Source organism: Paraburkholderia sp. MM5384-R2 (assembly GCF_014201025.1).
Classification (GTDB): domain Bacteria; phylum Pseudomonadota; class Gammaproteobacteria; order Burkholderiales; family Burkholderiaceae; genus Paraburkholderia; species Paraburkholderia tuberum.
The window spans coordinates 57,456-74,799 of the sequence record NZ_JACHDI010000031.1 but is presented as its reverse complement, the minus strand read 5'-3'; the positions used below and the strand labels follow the sequence as shown (position 1 = coordinate 74,799).

The 17,344-nt window shown below is 56.8% G+C and carries 12 protein-coding genes and 1 pseudogene; 10 read left to right on the top strand and 3 right to left on the bottom strand.

The genetic code is table 11. The annotated features are described in order from the left end of the window. Positions 1–814 precede the first annotated feature (814 nt). A pseudogene (locus HDG37_RS33060) lies at positions 815–1,509 on the top strand (IS110 family transposase). Positions 1,510–1,717: 208 nt separating this feature from the next. Here the strand turns inward: HDG37_RS33060 and HDG37_RS33055 are convergent. The 3 genes from HDG37_RS33055 to HDG37_RS33045 all read right to left on the bottom strand — a co-directional run bounded on the left by HDG37_RS33055 (position 1,718) and on the right by HDG37_RS33045 (position 4,968). Further along, positions 1,718–2,713 carry a GlxA family transcriptional regulator gene (locus HDG37_RS33055; protein ID WP_184054991.1) on the bottom strand — a complete coding sequence of 332 codons (996 nt, stop codon included), beginning with the start codon at positions 2,711–2,713 and terminating at the stop codon, positions 1,718–1,720. Between the two features lie 687 nt (positions 2,714–3,400). Then, positions 3,401–3,622 (bottom strand): hypothetical protein, encoded by a 222-nt coding sequence (locus HDG37_RS33050; protein WP_184054989.1) that lies wholly within the window; start codon positions 3,620–3,622, stop codon positions 3,401–3,403. A 92-nt stretch (positions 3,623–3,714) separates the two neighbouring features. Next, entirely contained in the window at positions 3,715–4,968 is a 1,254-nt protein-coding gene (locus tag HDG37_RS33045; RefSeq protein ID WP_184036569.1) for a glycosyltransferase WbuB, read from the bottom strand. A gap of 636 nt (positions 4,969–5,604) precedes the next feature. On the opposite strand from HDG37_RS33045, the gene HDG37_RS33040 reads away from it, so the two are divergent. The 9 genes from HDG37_RS33040 (at position 5,605) to HDG37_RS33000 (ending at position 17,308) form a co-directional block, all read left to right on the top strand. Beyond that, entirely contained in the window at positions 5,605–6,420 is an 816-nt protein-coding gene (locus HDG37_RS33040) for an aldo/keto reductase (protein WP_184054987.1), read from the top strand. Further along, positions 6,410–7,960: a GMC oxidoreductase gene (locus HDG37_RS33035; RefSeq protein WP_184054985.1), complete on the top strand. Its 1,551-nt coding sequence runs from the start codon at positions 6,410–6,412 to the stop codon at positions 7,958–7,960. Before HDG37_RS33040 ends, HDG37_RS33035 begins: the two co-directional genes overlap by 11 nt. Before the next feature lie 66 nt (positions 7,961–8,026). Continuing rightward, positions 8,027–8,665 (top strand): putative colanic acid biosynthesis acetyltransferase, encoded by a 639-nt coding sequence (locus tag HDG37_RS33030; protein ID WP_221312222.1) that lies wholly within the window; start codon positions 8,027–8,029, stop codon positions 8,663–8,665. Next, positions 8,628–9,497: a glycosyltransferase family 2 protein gene (locus tag HDG37_RS33025; RefSeq protein ID WP_184054983.1), complete on the top strand. Its 870-nt coding sequence runs from the start codon at positions 8,628–8,630 to the stop codon at positions 9,495–9,497. The genes HDG37_RS33030 and HDG37_RS33025 overlap by 38 nt, the downstream gene beginning before the upstream one ends. 50 nt (positions 9,498–9,547) lie before the next feature. Continuing rightward, positions 9,548–10,699, top strand: coding sequence for a glycosyltransferase (locus tag HDG37_RS33020; protein ID WP_184054981.1), 1,152 nt, complete (start codon positions 9,548–9,550; stop codon positions 10,697–10,699). 140 nt (positions 10,700–10,839) lie between these two features. Then, positions 10,840–12,267: an MATE family efflux transporter gene (locus tag HDG37_RS33015; RefSeq protein ID WP_184054979.1), complete on the top strand. Its 1,428-nt coding sequence runs from the start codon at positions 10,840–10,842 to the stop codon at positions 12,265–12,267. 24 nt (positions 12,268–12,291) lie between these two features. Further along, a complete protein-coding gene (locus HDG37_RS33010) occupies positions 12,292–14,364 on the top strand; it encodes a hypothetical protein (protein ID WP_184054977.1) in 2,073 nt (690 codons plus the stop codon). A gap of 143 nt (positions 14,365–14,507) precedes the next feature. Beyond that, positions 14,508–14,750 carry a DUF6429 family protein gene (locus HDG37_RS33005; protein WP_184054997.1) on the top strand — a complete coding sequence of 81 codons (243 nt, stop codon included), beginning with the start codon at positions 14,508–14,510 and terminating at the stop codon, positions 14,748–14,750. A 311-nt stretch (positions 14,751–15,061) separates the two neighbouring features. Further along, positions 15,062–17,308 carry a polysaccharide biosynthesis tyrosine autokinase gene (locus HDG37_RS33000; protein ID WP_184054975.1) on the top strand — a complete coding sequence of 749 codons (2,247 nt, stop codon included), beginning with the start codon at positions 15,062–15,064 and terminating at the stop codon, positions 17,306–17,308. The last annotated feature ends 36 nt before the right edge of the window (positions 17,309–17,344 follow it).

The following is a 17,344-nucleotide window of genomic DNA, read 5'->3' as shown; positions in this document are numbered from 1 at the left end:
GCCCATTCCATTCCTCGTTTAGTGCGCGACGCCCCTCGCAATCTCACGCCACATAGCTCGCGATGACAAACCTAATTTAGACCGGGACGTAACAACAGGTGCGCCCGTAATGGGCGAAACACTGGCGAAAAGCCCGCGCAAAGCGCCTGCGGCGCGACAAAACGAACCGGAATGACCATCTTCATTCGTGATTCGGAAAGTTTACGCATGTGCCATCTCAATCAGCCGCGTTTACACGGCTTGATCAGCATTGCCTTAAATCCGACATTCTTCGCGCCGTATGCTTTCGGGATCAGCGCTGGCGAATGTTCATTGCGGGGCAGCGACTCGTTATAGCGTCAGCCGTCACCAGTCGGGTTGAATGAGGGATTAACTTATGGGCCAGACTGCTGAAAATGCGCCCTTGCTACATCGATGTAATTTGCCCTATGAATGTGGCGCGGGCAACCAGTGTTTTCAGCGCCCACTGGTTAGGCGCGCGGAAGCCGTGCATTTCATGATGGCGCCCCAATAATTTGAGGCTTTGGAATGCCCACTCTGCACAGGAACTACAGCCTCTCGTGCGCAGGGTGGTGACTCGCGTCCTGACGTGGCCAAAAGTGCAGACTTGTTTGTGTTCTCGGACCGATCGTCAGCCCAAAGAAAAGCCTGCACTTACCACGCGCAGGCGGCGTTCTGAGGCTTTACAAAAGCTCAGGCTTTTTTGAGTGTCCAGAATAGGTATCGACATACAGAAAGTCCGCATTTTCGGAGCAACGCTCTAAACTGAACCGCCCCGGATTTGGTGGAGGCTCCCACTCTTGAGAAAAATGGTATGGGCGACACGGGCGAGATCGTGAGCAAACCAATCAAACGTGCAGCGTTACTCGAACATTTTGCGAACCGGTTGCCTTGCCTTATCGGCATGGAAGCGTGCGGAGGTGCGCACCACTGGGCGCGGACACTGGTGAAGATGGGCATCAGGTCAAGTTGATGCCAGGAGAATTCGTGAAGGCATTCAACATCCGAAACAAAAACGACGCAGCGGACGCCCGGGCGATCTGGCTTGCTGTGCAGCAGCCTGGCAAGGCCGTTGCGGTGAAAACTGAAATGCAGCAGGCAATGCTGGCGCTGCATCGCATGCGCGAGCAACTTGTGAAGTTCCGGACCATGCAAATCAACGGCTTGCGCGGACTGCTAACCGAGTACGGCGAAGTTACGGCTAAAGGACGGGCGTCGGTGCCGAAGCAGACCGGTTCGGTTGGCAAGGTAAACCTTCACGGCATAAGTAAGCGCGGCGAGACATATTTGCGAACGCTGCCAATCCACGGTGCACGCAGTGTGTTGATAAATGCAAAAGAACCAGGCGCGTGGGTCGAGCAGCTGAAAAAGCGGCGGCATCCGAACGTGGTGATTGTCGCACTGGCAAACAGAATGGCGCGGACGATCTGGGCGGTACTAGCCAATGATCGTCCGTACCAGAAGGGATACGCGAGCATACATTCAGCGGAAGTGGGAAACGTCTCGTAAGAAATTGACTCCGTTGAAGTGGAGCGTCGAAGCTTGCGTTGGCAATCGAGAGTGATGGCAACACATGTCGCACCGTGATTCGCTAAACCTGAATGGCTCCAAGAGCTCCGAGCTCGTGAGAAAAATGAGGTGCGCACGATTCCCGGGGCGGTTCACCGGTGCGCTTGACGTGACTCCCCACTTGCGCATCTGGATTGCTGTTCGTACGTCAACTCTTTCGTCGACTCTGCGTCCGGAACTCGGTAGGCGACATCGAGAGCTCTTTACGGAAAAGCTTCGACAGTCTCTCTCCGTTGCTAAGACCGGTTCTGCGAGCGATCTTGTCCACCGGAAGATCGCTGCTGGCGAGCAGCTTGCACGTAAGATCGAGCCGCGCACCAAGAAGGTACTTTGAAGGCGTAACACCGAGCTCCCGTTTGAACAGACGCAGGAAATTGCGCTCACTCATCGAAGACGTGCGCGCCGCATCGCCCACCGATATGGGCTTCGCGCAGTTCTGGACGATCCAACGCGCCGACGCACGTGCTTTCTCGGCGAGCGTCTTTGCATCCATCTCGCCGAACGCGGGGGCCAATGTACGCCCGCCATCCGAACCGAGACGGTCCGCCACGCGCGCGGCCAACTCCGCTCCCAGATCCATCTTGAGCAGTGCGAGCGAGGTCGCCAAAGCCTGATCGCGATCATGCTCCGCAGCGCTCGCGGATAACGATCGGAGACGGATCTCATGCTTCATCGAAGGCCAATCGCACCGCGCCATGCCGGCAGCCGACAAAACCATGTGCCCATTCCCGATCGCGGTGACACTGACGCCTCTTGCACAAACCAGTCGCAACAGATCAATGAGGTTGTCGTCGACGGAGGCGTGCGCAACACCACTTCCGCTGGGAACGAAGATGTTGTCGAGACGATCGAAATCGCGCGTGGAAAAATGCTCTGTCCAAACCATCATCGATGACGAGCACACAACCCCTCCACCGCGAGCCGAGATGAGGTTCACGCGATATGTCACGGAATGATTCGAACTTTGTGATTGTAATTCATTAGCGACATGCAGAGCTTCGGCGAGCGTACCGGCGTCCAGCAACGAAAATCCGTCATACAAAATAATCGCCACGTGCTTCACGATTGTCGAACACTGAACAGACCGAATGTCCTGTCTCGGACAATCAAGCGGTGCCAGCGCGTCAGATAAGATTGGCGTCATGCGGCCTCCAGTTCGGCAGGTTTCTATTCGTCACACGGAAAGAAGACAGGATTTCCATATGTCGTCGGACTTCGATTCTCTCGTTTTCAGATTTATCCTTGCCGTTTTAATCGACAAGGTTTTCAGGCGAGAAAAATACGTTGCCAAAGGGCGGTGGTGCGAGCCCGGCATCCAGATCGCGGCGCGCGATAAAAACGACTGTCAGCGGAAAATGTAGCGGCCTTGCCTCAATGTCGAGATGCAAGGTGTCCGCTTCAAAATAGCGGAGGCGTCACTGCAATATGGGCAGCAACCCCGGTAATCAGAACGAAAATAGTAATAACAAGCATCGACTTCCCGTTTCGTATAACGATATCGGGAGTCTGCGCCTGATGCGAATCAGCGAGTTCCCATATATCGGTATTCCTGGTTCAAGCGTATTCTTCATATAGTAGACCTTGAAGATAAACTGGAGAGATAATGAGAAGTTGTGCCATGTAAATATCGTTACACGCCATAACTTACCGCGTGAAAAAAATCCCACCAGTTACTTTCAACCTTTATCGGCCGGACGGGGCTAAGTTTTGACTTAATGAAACTACGGCGCGTTGAACTGGCCGCATACCTTGGTGAATTAGTAGGGAAGGTCTGCAAAAGTCTAGGTGCTGACGTCTGGATGGACGAAAAGCGCTGCAAGGCGAAGCCGCTTCAGATCTGGTCCCGGCTAATACATCTGATTGAATCATTCATGCCCATGGCTTCACCGAGTCTCGTGACCGCAACCATACAAATCCGGTCTCCGGCCTCTTCAAGCGTGATGGTCTGTTCTTTGTAGGCCAGTGCGATCGCCTCCACTGCACGCATAAAGAACTCCGACTCCTCATCCGTCCAGTCTACGGGAAGGTCAGCACTAAGCCCTTCTGAATTCATCCCTGCCTCCTTAGGATACTTGTGAGGCTTACGAAGCAAGCTGGATCTCGCTCATTTGCGCTAGCACCGGATCCGAAGACTGTTAAGTGGGCCTACGTCGTCGCGCGGTCTCCGAGGTCTCGTTTGCCGAGAACTGAGCTGCGAAGCCGTGCTTCAAACTGGAGAAGAATCGTTTCTTTCGAGAAATTGGATGCGGCGTATTGCCGTCCGAGGGTGCCAAGGCGCTCACGAAGCGACGGGTCGTCGGCGAGACGAAGGATGGCGTGTGACAATGCCGTGAAAGAGCCGGGCTCGACCGCGACGCCGACCGAGTTGATGACGCTCCATAACTCGGTACCTTCATTCGCGGTCGCAATTACCGGTCGGCTGCTCGACAGCATTGGGCCAAGCTTCGAAGGCATGACGAGATCCGCGGCGCCCGCAAGCTGTGGAAGGACGTGTATGTCCGCAAGCGATAGCAATTCATTGAACCGCTCTTTAGGTTGCAGCCCGAGAAACTTGACGTTCGGTACGTCACGGGCCTTTTCGAGCAGGACATCTTTTGCTGGTCCAGCACCACAGATCAGGAACATGATGTCCGCGCGCCACGTGAGAAGCTTTGCAGCGTCGACAATGATTTCCAGACCTTGCTTAAGTCCGAGATTGCCTGAGTAGAGGACGACCAGCGCTCCGTGGCCGATGGTGAGCTGTGCGCGATAGGGGTTGTCCGTGCTGTTTGGATGCGCGTGTTGAGTATCGACCCAGTTGGGAAAGGTGAAAGCTTTTTCCGAGGAGACGCCCTTCTGCACGGCGAGCCGTGTCATCGCTGCGGAGGGTGTCGAGACGACGTCCGCGCGTGACATCAACCATCTTTCCACGCGCAAAGCCAGCTTTCTTGCGACATGGCCTTTCAGTATGCCCAGTCGAAACGCTGCGTCGACTTCGTAGTCCTGTACATGAAGCCAACATGAGGCGCTGGCGACGCGGGCGGCGAACAACGCGACGGGAGACGCGAACAAAGGTGGCTCAACGAGCCACACGGCGTGCGGACGCCACGCGATCTGCCATAGGGCGGCCGGACTCGCGAAGACCGCGAAGCTCATCAGATGTAGCACGCGCTTCAGACCCGACGGGCGCTTGGGGCACCAGAAGGGAACGCGTATGACGGAAACGTTGTTGATTTGCTCAGTCGAGTACGTCAACGCGTTATAGCCAGCCTTGATGCGCCACTCAGGATAGTATGGAGACGCGGTTATCACGCGTATCGTGTGCCCCTGTAATGCGAGCCACTCCGCAAGCTCCGCGGAGTACTTTCCCACCCCTGTCACCTCTGGGGCATAGTTGAGCGAGATTATCAGCACTTTCATTGAGCAATCCACATCCTGGGAAAAAGAAGATCAAGTCTGCGTTGGGCACGGGAACGTACGACCCATGCGTTCGGACTCTGATGGAGGCTATCGATCCGTGGCTTGCTCGCAGTCGCATTCGTATTCGCGTTGTGTCAAAGCTGCGCGTTCGCCTTCTTGATTCGAAGATCGCAGATATCCAACTGCCCGGTCGGACAAATGCTTGTCGTGCCTCGCCTAGATGGGCTTCGCCAGCGAGGACATGTGATCGCAAGTCGTGTGGGCGCAGGAGGCCTGGTGCCGGTCTCTTGCCACTCGCGGTGGGCGAAAGCCGACAACTTCTTGCCAATTTCCGTCTTGACCGGGGGCGTCAAGGCGCGGCGCTTATATTCCTTTCACGTCGACGAGATTCAAGTTCGCCAGATGCGATCGCGTGAACACGCTGTGCTAACCCATCCAGTGCTCGGTATACAGCGGCCTAAGCGGAGAGTTCGTACAACCATGCCATGGATACTGACACGGTTAATCTGGCGGACTACGCACAGACCTTACCAAGGAACTGACGTCTTATCGCCGCGGTAACGCTGATCGTGGGTAGAACATTCTCGTCATTCAATTCAAGGCGCGGGCTTGACCAGCATTTAGCGGGAGCTAATCGTGCAAAGCGTTCAGTTGACCGGGACTCCCATCGTACTTTCGAGATTCATATTCGGCACCGCCAGTCTTTTCAACAGTGGCTCCGAAAAAGCAAGACGACGACTATTATTCTCTGCGGTGGACGCCGGGTTCACCCATTTCGACACGGCCCCCTACTATGGCTTTGGCTTGGCCGAGCGCGATCTTGGCCACGTTCTCAAAGCACGACCGGAGGTCACTGTCACCACCAAAGTCGGTATCTATTCGCCCGGCGGCGAGGAGCAAAGCGGAGCCGCTGTTTTTGTTCGCAAGGCGACAGGGCGCTTCATCAAGACCATCTCGGGTCCAACGGTGGATTTCTCAGTCGCCCGAGCGAAGAGAACACTCGAGGGCAGTTTGCGTCGTCTGAAACGTGACTCTATCGACATCTACGCGCTGCACGAGCCTGAACTTTCCCTGCTCAATACTGATGAATGGTTGAAATGGCTCGAGAGGCTCCTACGCGACGGAACGGTCCGTACTTTCGGCCTCGCGCTAACTACGGATAAGGTCGAACCGTTCCTCGCTGCCGGCTCGGAACTGACCCGCTTCATTCAGGTCCACGACAGTCTCACCGGTCGCGAGGCTGACGTACTGACCTGCTACCGCAAGCCCTTCCAGATCACTTATGGTTATGTCTCCGCGTCCCGCAAGGAGGGGTCGCCGCTGTCCGTGACAGAGGTTCTGCGTCGGGCACTACTTCGCAATACCAATGGCGCAATCATCGTGAGCACGAAGCAGTTGGCCAGGCTGCAGCAATATGCCCGGCTCGTGGAGGAAACGGCCGATGCTCAATGACCTGGGCGGGCAGGGCGCGATTTCGCGGGCAGCCGATTTCATAGTCATCGGCGCGGGAACCGTCGGCCTACCGATCAGCGTACTACTGGCGCGGAAGACAGGCGCAACCGTCATCTGTCTGGAAACCGGCGGATTGCGCCAGGAAGAGGACACGCATCCGCTCAATGAAGTCGTCCAGCAGGGGATGTTCTACAAGGGTGCCTCGCACGGACGTTTCCGATGCTTGGGCGGTACCTCGATGCGATGGGGCGGTGCCCTCATTCCCTTCCAAAACTCTGATCTCTGCAATGCCCACTGGCCGATCTCACTCGATGAACTAACCCCTTTCATCGGTGACGTCGAGCGGCTATTCTCCCTGGAACCGGGCCCGTATTCCGACGTCTCCTTTCCGTTCGAGCTCGGTGGGACCCATGTCAATCGTCTCGCCAAGTGGCCAGAATTCCGGAAGCGCAATGTAGCGGCGTTGTTGGACGCTGACGTCGCTGCGGCAGCCAACCTTCAGGTCTGGTTGAATGCCCATGTCGTCAAAATCAAAACTCAGACTGAAGGCGTCCGACTGGAAGCGGTATCGCCAAATGGTGACAGGCTAGCTATTTCGGGGAGGAAGCTCATCGTCGCCGCTGGCGCGATCGAAACAACCCGTCTGGCATTGCTAATCGACCGTCAGAACAATGGAGCCGTCTCGGCCCTTACGTCTGTGCTCGGTCATAACTTCACGGATCATATTTCCGCAGAAGTAGCGGAAATCGTCGCCTCCGAAAGCGCTTTGCTAAATAAGATCGTCGGCTTTCGATTCGGCGCCGCCGGTTCAATGCGCAATATTCGTTTCGAGCTAGCGCCACAAGCGGAGGCGCGGCGGCATCTGCCGCCAGGTTTCTGCCACATCGGGTTCGAGGTTGAGAAACCCGGTGGCTTTGATGTGCTACGGGAGATATTCCGGAATGTACAGCGTCGTAAGTCACCGCCGCCACGAGTAATGTTCGATTTGATTGCGAATACCCCCTGGCTTGCGCGCGCCATGTGGTGGAGGCTCGTGAACAAACGTCTACTGTTTCCCGCCCACTCGCGCCTGATTGTCCATGCGGTGGTTGAGCAGCTTCCATCTCCCAACAATCGTATCACTCTCAGCGATACGTGCTGCGACCGCTTCGGCTTGCCACTCGCTGAGATCAACTGGAGGTTGTCCACGGAAGACAAAGAAAACGTAATCGAGACATCGGAACTATTTAAAAGAACTTGGAGAACGAGCAAATTCGCCTCGCTTGGCGTATGGAAATCGATCGAGCCACAGCAAATCTGGGCCAACATCGATAACGCAGAAGGCATCTTCCATCCCACAGGTTCGACTCGCATGGGTGCTTGCCCCGCCGATGGCGTGGTGGACAAAAACCTCAACCTCTTCGGTGTCGCGAATGTCCAGCTGCTTGCCACATCAGTCTTGCCGACGGGAGGTGGGGCGAATCCGACTATGATGCTCCTGCTGCTGGGGATGCGATGTGTCAATCAGCACGCTGCCGGCAGCACCCCGCCAAAAGCTTGATGCTTTCCGCCAACCGCGGGTATTGAGCCGTGTGGACGCTACGATGGTCCGTTGAGAGAGGAGTCTATGCCTAAAGATGCAATCAACCGGGAAGGCGTTCGTCCGAGCATAATCCTGAAAGGCGTGAATTCGAGACAGGGACCTTCATTTTCGTTGTCGAACAGATTTCTGAGGGTTCTTTGGGGCGTCATCTACATCGTTTTCTTCGTGCCGACGCCGCGTGTCTTTCATGCGTGGCGTCGCTGGATTCTGCGACTATTCGGGGCCACTATAGGCGCAGGAGTTCACGTCTATCCGCGTGTGCGCATCTGGGCGCCATGGAATCTTTCGATCGGCGACTTTACAGGCGTTGCCAATGGAGTGAACTTGTATTCCATCGAACGCATCACGTTAGGTGAGCGTTGCACGATATCGCAGGGCGCGCAGCTCTGTACAGGAAGTCACGACTACAACCATCCGACGTTTCAGCTAACTGCAAAGCCGATTATTGTCGGATCGGACGCGTGGGTGTGCTCTGAAGTCTTCGTTTGCCCTGGCATTCATATCGCGCCGGGAGCGGTTGTAGGCGCGCGATCAGTGGTAACGCGGAGTCTGCTGGATGAGTGGACTGTGTATGCCGGCATGCCAGCAAGGAAGATTTCTCTTAGAGTCAAGCATGGAGAGCCCAATGAGCAATGTGTCTGTACTAGTGCTGACGAAGAATGAAGAACAGGATTTGCCTGGTTGTCTTGAGACCGTCATCGGGTGGTCCGACGACATCCACGTATTTGATTCGCTCAGCACAGACGGGACCGTCGCGTACGCTCGCTCGCTATGCGCGAACGTGATCTCCAGACCATTCGACGACTGGTCCACTCACCAGAACTGGGGATTGAAAAACATCCCATTCAAGCACGAATGGGTGCTGTATCTGGATGCCGACGAGCGCGTTCCCCCATTGCTCCAACCGGAGATTGAAATGGCGGTCTCGAACGCCGGCGATGCGGTGGCGTTTCAGATTAGACGCCGCGACTTCTTCAATGACAGGTGGCTCAGGCACGTGCAGGCTTCACCGTACTTCGTTCGGCTTTTCAGGCCCCAGCATATCCACTATGAACGGCTCGTCAATCCCGTCACCGTGGTGGATGGCAAGACTGGCCGGCTCGACGGCTATCTCGATCACTTCCCTTTCAGCAAGGGGCTATCGCACTGGCTTTCACGGCATAACGCCTACAGTTCGCTGGAAGCGGATCAGTTCCTTCGCAATAAGGCGAACGGCAACAAGTTCAGCCTTTCCAAGGCGCTGTTTGCGGCCGATTTCCAGACTCGCCGCTATCATCAAAAGCGCCTGTTCTACCAACTTCCATGCCGCCCGGTGATCAAGTTCGTTCTACTTTACTTGGTCCGTCGAGGCTTCCTCGACGGACACCCGGGCTTGGTGTATGCGACGCTGCAGTCGGTCTATGAGTACTTCATCGTTCTGAAAGTCAGGGAGAAGATGAGGGCGGCGAGAACGCAAGTCGATCGCCCTACATTAAGCGAAGAATTGAAGAGTTGAACCGCGCATGCGCGTTATGATGAATGTCAGTGTGAGCCGGAGATCCCGCCTTGAGAACCCTTCACATTATCTCGTCAATCGAGCGAAGATATGGTGGTCCTGCTGAGGCGCTCAAACGGCTCGCGACGGAGCTCCGGCTTTCCGGACACACTACCGACATTGTCTGTCTTGACTCATCTATTGATGCTGACAAATCGGACGACAATGCTTTCGATCTGGTTGTCAGGCTAGGCCACCACGCTGGCAAATACGCGCTCAACTTCAGGCTTGTTGGGTGGCTGACACAGCATGCGAACAAGTACGATGCAATTATCGTAGACGGCATATGGCAGTTCCACAGCGCGGCGGCCGTTCTTTCGCTTCTTCCGAAAAAGATCCCATATTTCGTGATGCCGCACGGCATGCTCGATCCATGGTTCAACATCGGCCGCCCGTTGAAACATGCCAAGAAGCTAGTCTATTGGATATTTGTGGAGCGTCATGTCATCAGCAATGCGAAGGGGGTTCTCTTCACCACCGACAGTGAGCGCGAACTGGCGCGCCTGGCGTTTCCGCTGTACAGGGCGAAGGAGCTGATGATGATGATTGGCACGGCACCGCCACCTTCGACGGAAAACTTGGACGTTGCGCAGCGGCATTCGCTAGCGACGCCGGGCAAGATTATCCTCTTTCTCGGGCGAATTCACGAGAAGAAGGGCTGCGACTTGCTAATCCAGTCGTTTCGCGATCTCCAGAACTTGAGCACCGACTATCGCCTCGTCGTCGCAGGCCCCGATGATCATGGACTCGGGGCGAGATTGCGTCGCGAGGCCGTGCGGCTCGGCATCGCGGATCGTGTCAGCTGGCCTGGCATGGTAACGGGGGCGCACAAGTGGTCCCTGCTGCGCGCTGCCGACGTCATGGTTTTGCCCTCGCATCAGGAAAACTTCGGCGTGGTGGTGGCCGAAGCACTAGCGTGCGGCGTGCCGGTGCTCTTGACCGACAAGGTCGGAATCTGGCAGGAGGTCGTTGCCGATGGAGCCGGGTTCGTGGACGACGACACGCGAGAGGGTATCACCCGCCTTCTGACGCAATGGGCAATGCTGCCGGACGACGAGAAGGTTGCGATGCAATGTTCGGCAAAGCAGTGTTTCAACAATCGGTTTCATATCTCCAGAGTCGCGCAGAACTATATCGCGTTGATGAGCAAGCAGGTAGCGTAAGCATTTCTGCTTTAACACACGCGTGCAGGATGGCTGTCGCAGGAAGTTGAGTTCGTCAGCGCGATTTTCGCTCAACCGTTGCTGCCCCTTCCAGGACATCTCATTCGCGGAAGAGCAGCGTCAGAGGATCACACGCTCCAATGCCGCTTGCAGATAATTTTTTCGTGCGTGCACCGGTCTCCATCCTGCGGCTCTGTTTTCGTCGCTTGCCGTTTGGTATCGGAGCCTCGGAAGGGCGCGACAGGGATCGCTATGTGCGCGCCGCGCGTTCCGCTGCATGCAATGCGGTGAGTGCCGCGATGGGCTTTGCGGTAGTGCTGCTCTCGGTCTCTTTAACGCTTCCGTATCTCGGGCAAGAGCGCTTTGGCATCTGGATGACAATATCAAGCCTCGCAGTGATGTTGTCGGTGCTTGACCTTGGCGTGGCGAATGGCCTCGTCAACCTGGTTGCGGACGCGAAAACGAGCGGCGATCAAGAGAAACTGCAGACGATTGCGACTCGCGGCGTACTGCTGCTCGTGGTGATCGGCGCAGCCGCTGGGGCTGTGCTCGTTGGTGGCGTGAGGTTGCTGGACTTCCAAAGGCTGCTCAAGATCGAATCGGCAGACGTCACAAGAGAAGCGGTAGAGTCAACCGTGGTTTTCGTCACGCTGTTTTGCGTGAACATCCCACTAAGCGGCGTGAGAAAGGTTTTTTATGGTCTTCAGCGAGCATGGGAGCCACATATCGCTGCTGCGATCGGATACTTTTTCTCGCTACCGCTTCTTTATCTCTGCAACCGCTATCGCGCACCGTTGCCGTATCTCGTGCTTTCTACCTATGGCATGCAGGTCGGCACGACGTTGATTCTCGTTTGGCGTCTTCGCCGGGAGCGGATTTTTCGCGTTCATCGCGGCATATGGCTGGGAACGGGGTGGCAAGACTCGAGGCTGCTACTGCGGACGAGCGGCATGTTCCTTATTCTTCAACTTGGCATGATATGCGGCAGCGCATGCGATCCCCTGATCGTTTCAAACATTCTCGGCGCGAAGGAAGTGGCGCGACTGGCCGTTGCGCAGCGGTTGTTCCAGGCGATCACCGTCGGGATGGCCATGCTGTCGGGGCCGCTCTGGGGTCTCTATGCCGACGCACACTCGCGCGGTGAGAAGATGTTCATCAGGCACACGCTGAAGGTGTCCATGGGCGTCACGGGCGGCATCGCGGTGCTGACAAGCGCGCTGATTCTGGCAGCTTCCCCCTGGCTTCTGAAGGTTTGGACGGGCAATCACCTGGCTGTACCTTTCCCATTGCTGTGCGCGGCGGGGATGCTGGCGGTGGTCGAAGCAATGGGAAACGCTTTCACCATCTTTTTGAATGGAATGAGCGAATTACGCCCCCAGTTGCTTGCCGTGCTGATCTTTAGCGCGGTATCCATTCCGCTCAAGGTATGTCTGCTCTTGAAGTTCGGCACAGTGGAATGGGTGGTCTGGTCGTCCATCATTGCGAGCATCATCGCCGACTATGGCGTCTATATCGGCCTCTGCAGGAAGCAGATTCTTGCGCACGCGTCGCTCGGTCCGCTTTCGTGACTCTCACACCCACCTTCTGAACGTATGGCCGACTTCCAGGAAAAGGTGCGGTTGGCGGGGGACGCGCTCAAAAACAGACGTGGAGCCTTGAGGAGAATCATGGCCGCCTGCTTCGGCCTGTCTGGCGCATCTGCACAAGCGGCGCAGCGGCAGGCATCGGGACTGCAGCCGTCGCACACGCAGAGCGGTTCGACCTCGATGCAGCCCGTGAGCGACTTGTCGCCCGACGACAGGGTGATAGTCACCAGGTCTTCGCTCGCATACACCGAAATCCGACACCTCGCTGAGTTTGTGCTTGCGCAAGGTCCGATTCAGGGCTACGCCAGCTTGCGTGAGTACGGCGGACCGCTTACGAGACTGCTCGTTTTTCAGCACGCTGCGGGCGAACGCGATTTGGATGCTGCATATTATTGGCTCGATCCTACCGACGTCTCGAGCCGGGACAATGGTGGCACAGTGCTGGTTTCGAAGAGCGGAAAGCGTTGGAAGCGCGTATTCGAGGGCGACATCCATGCCCGATGGTTCGGTGCACGCGGTGACGGCACGACGGATGACGGTGACGCGATCAATCGCGCCGTCGCATTCGCAGGATCGCTCTATGCATCGACGGGCCGGACTCAGTGCGTTGTGCTTGATAACGGCACGTTCTACCTTGCAGCCGCGCGCGGAACGCTGGCCATCCCTTGTCACGACGATGGCACGGTTAAGCAGGGAAAAGGCAGGAGACTCCCGTCTGAGCCTGCCATGCGACAGCCCTATTGCGTAGGCGTATGGCCGGGGGTCAAGCTATATGGGCATAACGCCGTGGTGAAGGGCAACTATCGCTACGGCATGGCGGACGCGTCGCAGCCAGTCACTTTCGGCTTGCTCGATCAATTCGACACGGCGATGGATGCAGGGCTCGAGAATCTGACATGCGTGGATTGCTTCATGGCTTTTGGCGCCCTGTCCGCGACGCTCGCAGGCTGCATCTTTGACAGACTTCACTTTGTCGGCTGCGGGGTGGGTATCTATGCGGCTGTGCTGGAACAGTGCACGTTCAGCAATATCGAGGCGCTGCGCACGGGCGTCCCTGTTCTTGTCGGAGGGCAATGGGTCGATCGCAACGACGACTACAACGAACGAGGCGGCTTCGCGGACAAGTGCACCGTCATCAACGTACGTAACATCTATGACCGCGTCTATGGCGACGATGAGCGCAAGATCGATCAATGGTTCGATGCCACGTTCTTCAAGTCAATCAACAGCGAGCGCAGACTCAGCGCGCCGACTAATGCCGCGTCACCGGCGAGGGCGTATCCCTATCGGGGCATTTGCGGATTCTGCATACGCGTCATGGCGCGCTATGCGCGCCCTTCGAATAGCAATGTTTTCATGCAAATAACGCACGCTTACTCGCCGCGTCCAGCGGTGCTGGTTGATGCATGCCAATCGGCTGTCTTCAACGGCGTTTATATGGAACGCGTCGGCTATCGCGACCATCGCAAGCGAACCGGTGCCGTTGGCGCCGGATGGGACGATCCTTACCTTGGTCATGGCGTCCCCGTCCCGGCGTTCATAGGAGAACTCGACGTCTCCTCCTGCGTTTCCGGTGTCAACATCCAGCAGTCTTTCGGCGTTTCGGTCGTTCGATCTGACGGCCCTGTCGGATCCGTCCAGTCATCGGACTGTGTTTTCAAAGAACCGCAGCCTCGCTACACCCTGCCTGCCACCACTTTCACCGACGATGTGACGATACGCAGTGGAGCGCTTCGCGCATTGGAGGATGCCAGGCATCGGATCGGTGGATTGGGCCTCTACACCGTGCATTTCGATGGCGGCAGTTTCGACACTGAGATTTCCTGCCCGAAGGACGAAGAAGGGCATGCAGTCATGGTGCTGGTGTCACGCGATGCGAACCGCGTAGAAAGCGCGTCGTCCGGTCTCTACCTGCTGCAGCTTTCGCGTAATAGTACGAGCGCTCCGGTTGGAACGCTCGTGTCGGGAAGCGATGTCCTGCGTTTTGCCGTAAGTCCGCGGAACATGCTGGAACTACGAGCTACTGTCCATGGCGCACACCACGTCGTGATGATCGGCAACCGGCCGTTCGAGACTTAGACCGACCCCGCATCTGGGGCAAAGCTGATCAAGCCCACCGCAGAGCTACTCCGAGCGTTATAGATCGGAGTGAATAAGGAGGGCAGAACAGGATGAAGCAGCAGACGCTGGCGATGGCAACTGATGGTATCAGGATGAACGCCATGAACATCAATACTGCGGCGATTGACGATGCTGTCCTCGCGCTCCTCTATTTGACCCTGCATGACCATAGCCGGGCTTGGAAAAGCTTCGATTGGGATGCGCTCAACCGACTGCATGAACGAGGGCTCATTGCCGATCCGGTCAACAAAGCGAAATCCGTGGTGCTGACGGAGGACGGCCTGCGAGAATCTGAACACCTTTTCAAGCAGCACTTCGTCACCGCTGGCAGCAAAACCAATTAATGAAACGAATCTCCAACTTACGACACCAGGGGGCACGCTACTGGCCAGTGCATCGTTTCATTCTAAACGACCGTCCTATCGGGCCCGACAACATCTTGGCGATTTCGGTCTCGGCACGGCGCAAGCAGCAGGCTTATCTAAAATAGACTGCGGCGGCGAATGTTCCGCATTCTCGAATTTCAGTCATTGAAGTAGTAGCAGAGTACCTGTCTAAATGGACGCACGGTCAATGCGTCGCGTCGTCGCTCCCGTAACTGGTTGCCCCTGGCGTTATCCCGCTGGCGGGCGCAAAGCACTCCACCCGAGAAACCATGGCCTCAAGGAAACAGATCACGCGCGATGATCCGCTGCAGGGCGACGAGATCTCCATCTCGGATTACCTTCGCACAATCGGCGAGAGCTGGCGTCTAATCGGCATGATTGCGCTCGGCGTTCTCGCGCTGGGATCGTTGTACGGCCTGATGCATCCGACCTTGTACCGGGCCGATGCGCTCATACAGATTGGCACACCCGCGTCCAGCTCTCCCGAAGCCGAAGCGTTGGGCCGGCTTGCCTCGATATTCGATTCGAGGGTGAAAGCCAGTGCAGACGCCGAGATGGAACTCATTCGCTCACGCCTGGTGGTCGGCGAGGCGGTGCAGCAACTGAATCTCCAAACTACGGCGCAACCTCGGTACTTTCCACTTCTTGGCCGTTGGATCGCGCGACTCCGCAGCGGATCCGCCAGCATGAAACCCCTGTTTGGACTGCGGCAGTTCGCCTGGAGCGACGAGTCGATCGAAGTATCGAAATTCGACGTTCCTCATGCTGCAATCGGCCACGAATTCATCGTAAAGGCGAGACAGGCCCCGTACTTCAAGTTGATTGCACCTGACGGCAAAACGCTCGGAACAGGAGAAGTCGGCCACGAGCTGGTGGTGCCTTTCGGCGACGGCAAGGTGCATCTTCTCGTCAATAAGTTATCCGCTTCTCCCGGCGGTGAATTTACACTGAAGTCAAGTTCGGTAGAGGCCACGATCCTCGCGCTGAGAGATGCTTTGGTCATTTCAGAAAGAAAGTCTCAAACCGGCATGATCGGTGTTGCCCTGGAGGGACCCGACCCGGTGCGCACTGCGGACATCGTCAATGCGGTTGCTCAGCAGTATCTCGCTCAGGATCTTGCAAGGCGTACGTCCGAGGCCGAACACTCGCTTCTTTTCCTCGAGGGTCAATTGCCGAAGCTGCGGGACGAATTGCAGAAAGCAGAGGATAAGTACAACGCTTTTCGTAATAGCAATGGAACCGTCGATCTGAGTATGGAAAGCCGGTTGTTGCTGCAACAGGTTGTCGATCTCGATACCGCCTTGCGCGGACTCTTGCAGCAGCGCGACGACCTCTCGCAGCATTACAAGGAGGGTTACCCGCTACTTACGGCGGTGGACTCGAAGATCGCCCGATTGCAACAAGACCGCGAAGCGCTGAGCCAGCGTGTTGCCAGTTTGCCGGATATGGAGCAAAACGCAGTGCGACTGATGCGCAACGTTCAGGTCGACACAGACCTCTATACGAATCTCCTGAACAGTGCGCAACAGCTTCGTGTCGTCAAGGCGGGCAACGTAGGCAACGTGCGCATCGTCGATCTCGCGGTGCCGGCCGAGAAGTCGAGCAAGCCTAACTGGCAGGTACTATTGTCGTTGTCTGCCGTGCTTGGGCTTGTACTGGGAATCGTCACCGCGTTCCTTCGCAAGGCGTTGTCTGGTGGAATCGAGCGAAGCGCCGAGATCGAGGCAGCCCTTGGAATACCCGTTTGCGCTGTCGTGCCGCACAGCGAACGGCAAATTCGTTTGCAGGAGGCAATGCGCCGCAAGGCTCCGGGCATACATGTGCTTGCTGCGGTATGGCCGGGGGATGTCGCGGTCGAAGGCGTGCGAAGCTTGCGAACAGCGTTGCAATCGATCGGATCGGAAGTCAGGAACAATGTCGTGATGATCACGAGTTCCCGTGCCGGGGTAGGAAAGTCGTTCGTCGCGGCCAATCTTGCAATCGTGTTGGCGACAGGCGGGAAAAAGGTGCTTCTGATCGATGCCGACATGCGCATGGGCGACATACACAGATCCTTCAACCCGGCTGGTGGCCCCGGCTTGACCGAGTTGCTAAAAGGTGCGGCGTTTGACGACGTGGTCGTGCGCGATGTCATGAATGGCGTCGACCTGATCCCGCGCGGGGGCGAGACGCCAAACGCCGCGGACTTGCTCACGACCCGGAGACTGAGCGAGATACTCGATGTTGCATCGCGGCGGTATGACGCTGTCGTCGTCGATACCCCGCCTGTGCTTGCTGTGACCGATGCAACGCTGATCGGCCGGCAGGCCGGTACGACGCTGCTGGTCGTTCGGCACGGTCGGCATCCGGTTGACGAACTGTATGAGGCGCTCAACCGGTTGCGCAGTAGTGGCGTGAACGTGGCAGGAACGCTCTTTACCGATGTTCCGCTCGACAAGGCGCGATACGGTTCAGGCTACGGCAGGTCGGACGGGTACGGCAAAAGCGGCGGCGAGTCCAATGTCAGGACAGCCTGAACGAATCGCAAGAAGTATCACGCACAGCGAAGTATC

What these genes read in the sequence shown, in the direction of transcription:
- HDG37_RS33055 (WP_184054991.1), bottom strand. Translation starts at nt 2,713, where the DNA reads ATGACGCCAATCTTATCTGACGCGCTGGCACCGCTTGATTGTCCGAGA.
- HDG37_RS33050 (WP_184054989.1), bottom strand. Translation starts at nt 3,622, where the DNA reads ATGAATTCAGAAGGGCTTAGTGCTGACCTTCCCGTAGACTGGACGGAT.
- HDG37_RS33045 (WP_184036569.1), bottom strand. Translation starts at nt 4,968, where the DNA reads ATGAAAGTGCTGATAATCTCGCTCAACTATGCCCCAGAGGTGACAGGG.
- HDG37_RS33035 (WP_184054985.1), top strand. Translation starts at nt 6,410, where the DNA reads ATGCTCAATGACCTGGGCGGGCAGGGCGCGATTTCGCGGGCAGCCGAT.
- HDG37_RS33030 (WP_221312222.1), top strand. Translation starts at nt 8,027, where the DNA reads ATGCCTAAAGATGCAATCAACCGGGAAGGCGTTCGTCCGAGCATAATC.
- HDG37_RS33025 (WP_184054983.1), top strand. Translation starts at nt 8,628, where the DNA reads ATGAGCAATGTGTCTGTACTAGTGCTGACGAAGAATGAAGAACAGGAT.
- HDG37_RS33015 (WP_184054979.1), top strand. Translation starts at nt 10,840, where the DNA reads ATGCCGCTTGCAGATAATTTTTTCGTGCGTGCACCGGTCTCCATCCTG.
- HDG37_RS33010 (WP_184054977.1), top strand. Translation starts at nt 12,292, where the DNA reads ATGGCCGACTTCCAGGAAAAGGTGCGGTTGGCGGGGGACGCGCTCAAA.
- HDG37_RS33005 (WP_184054997.1), top strand. Translation starts at nt 14,508, where the DNA reads ATGAACATCAATACTGCGGCGATTGACGATGCTGTCCTCGCGCTCCTC.
- HDG37_RS33000 (WP_184054975.1), top strand. Translation starts at nt 15,062, where the DNA reads ATGGCCTCAAGGAAACAGATCACGCGCGATGATCCGCTGCAGGGCGAC.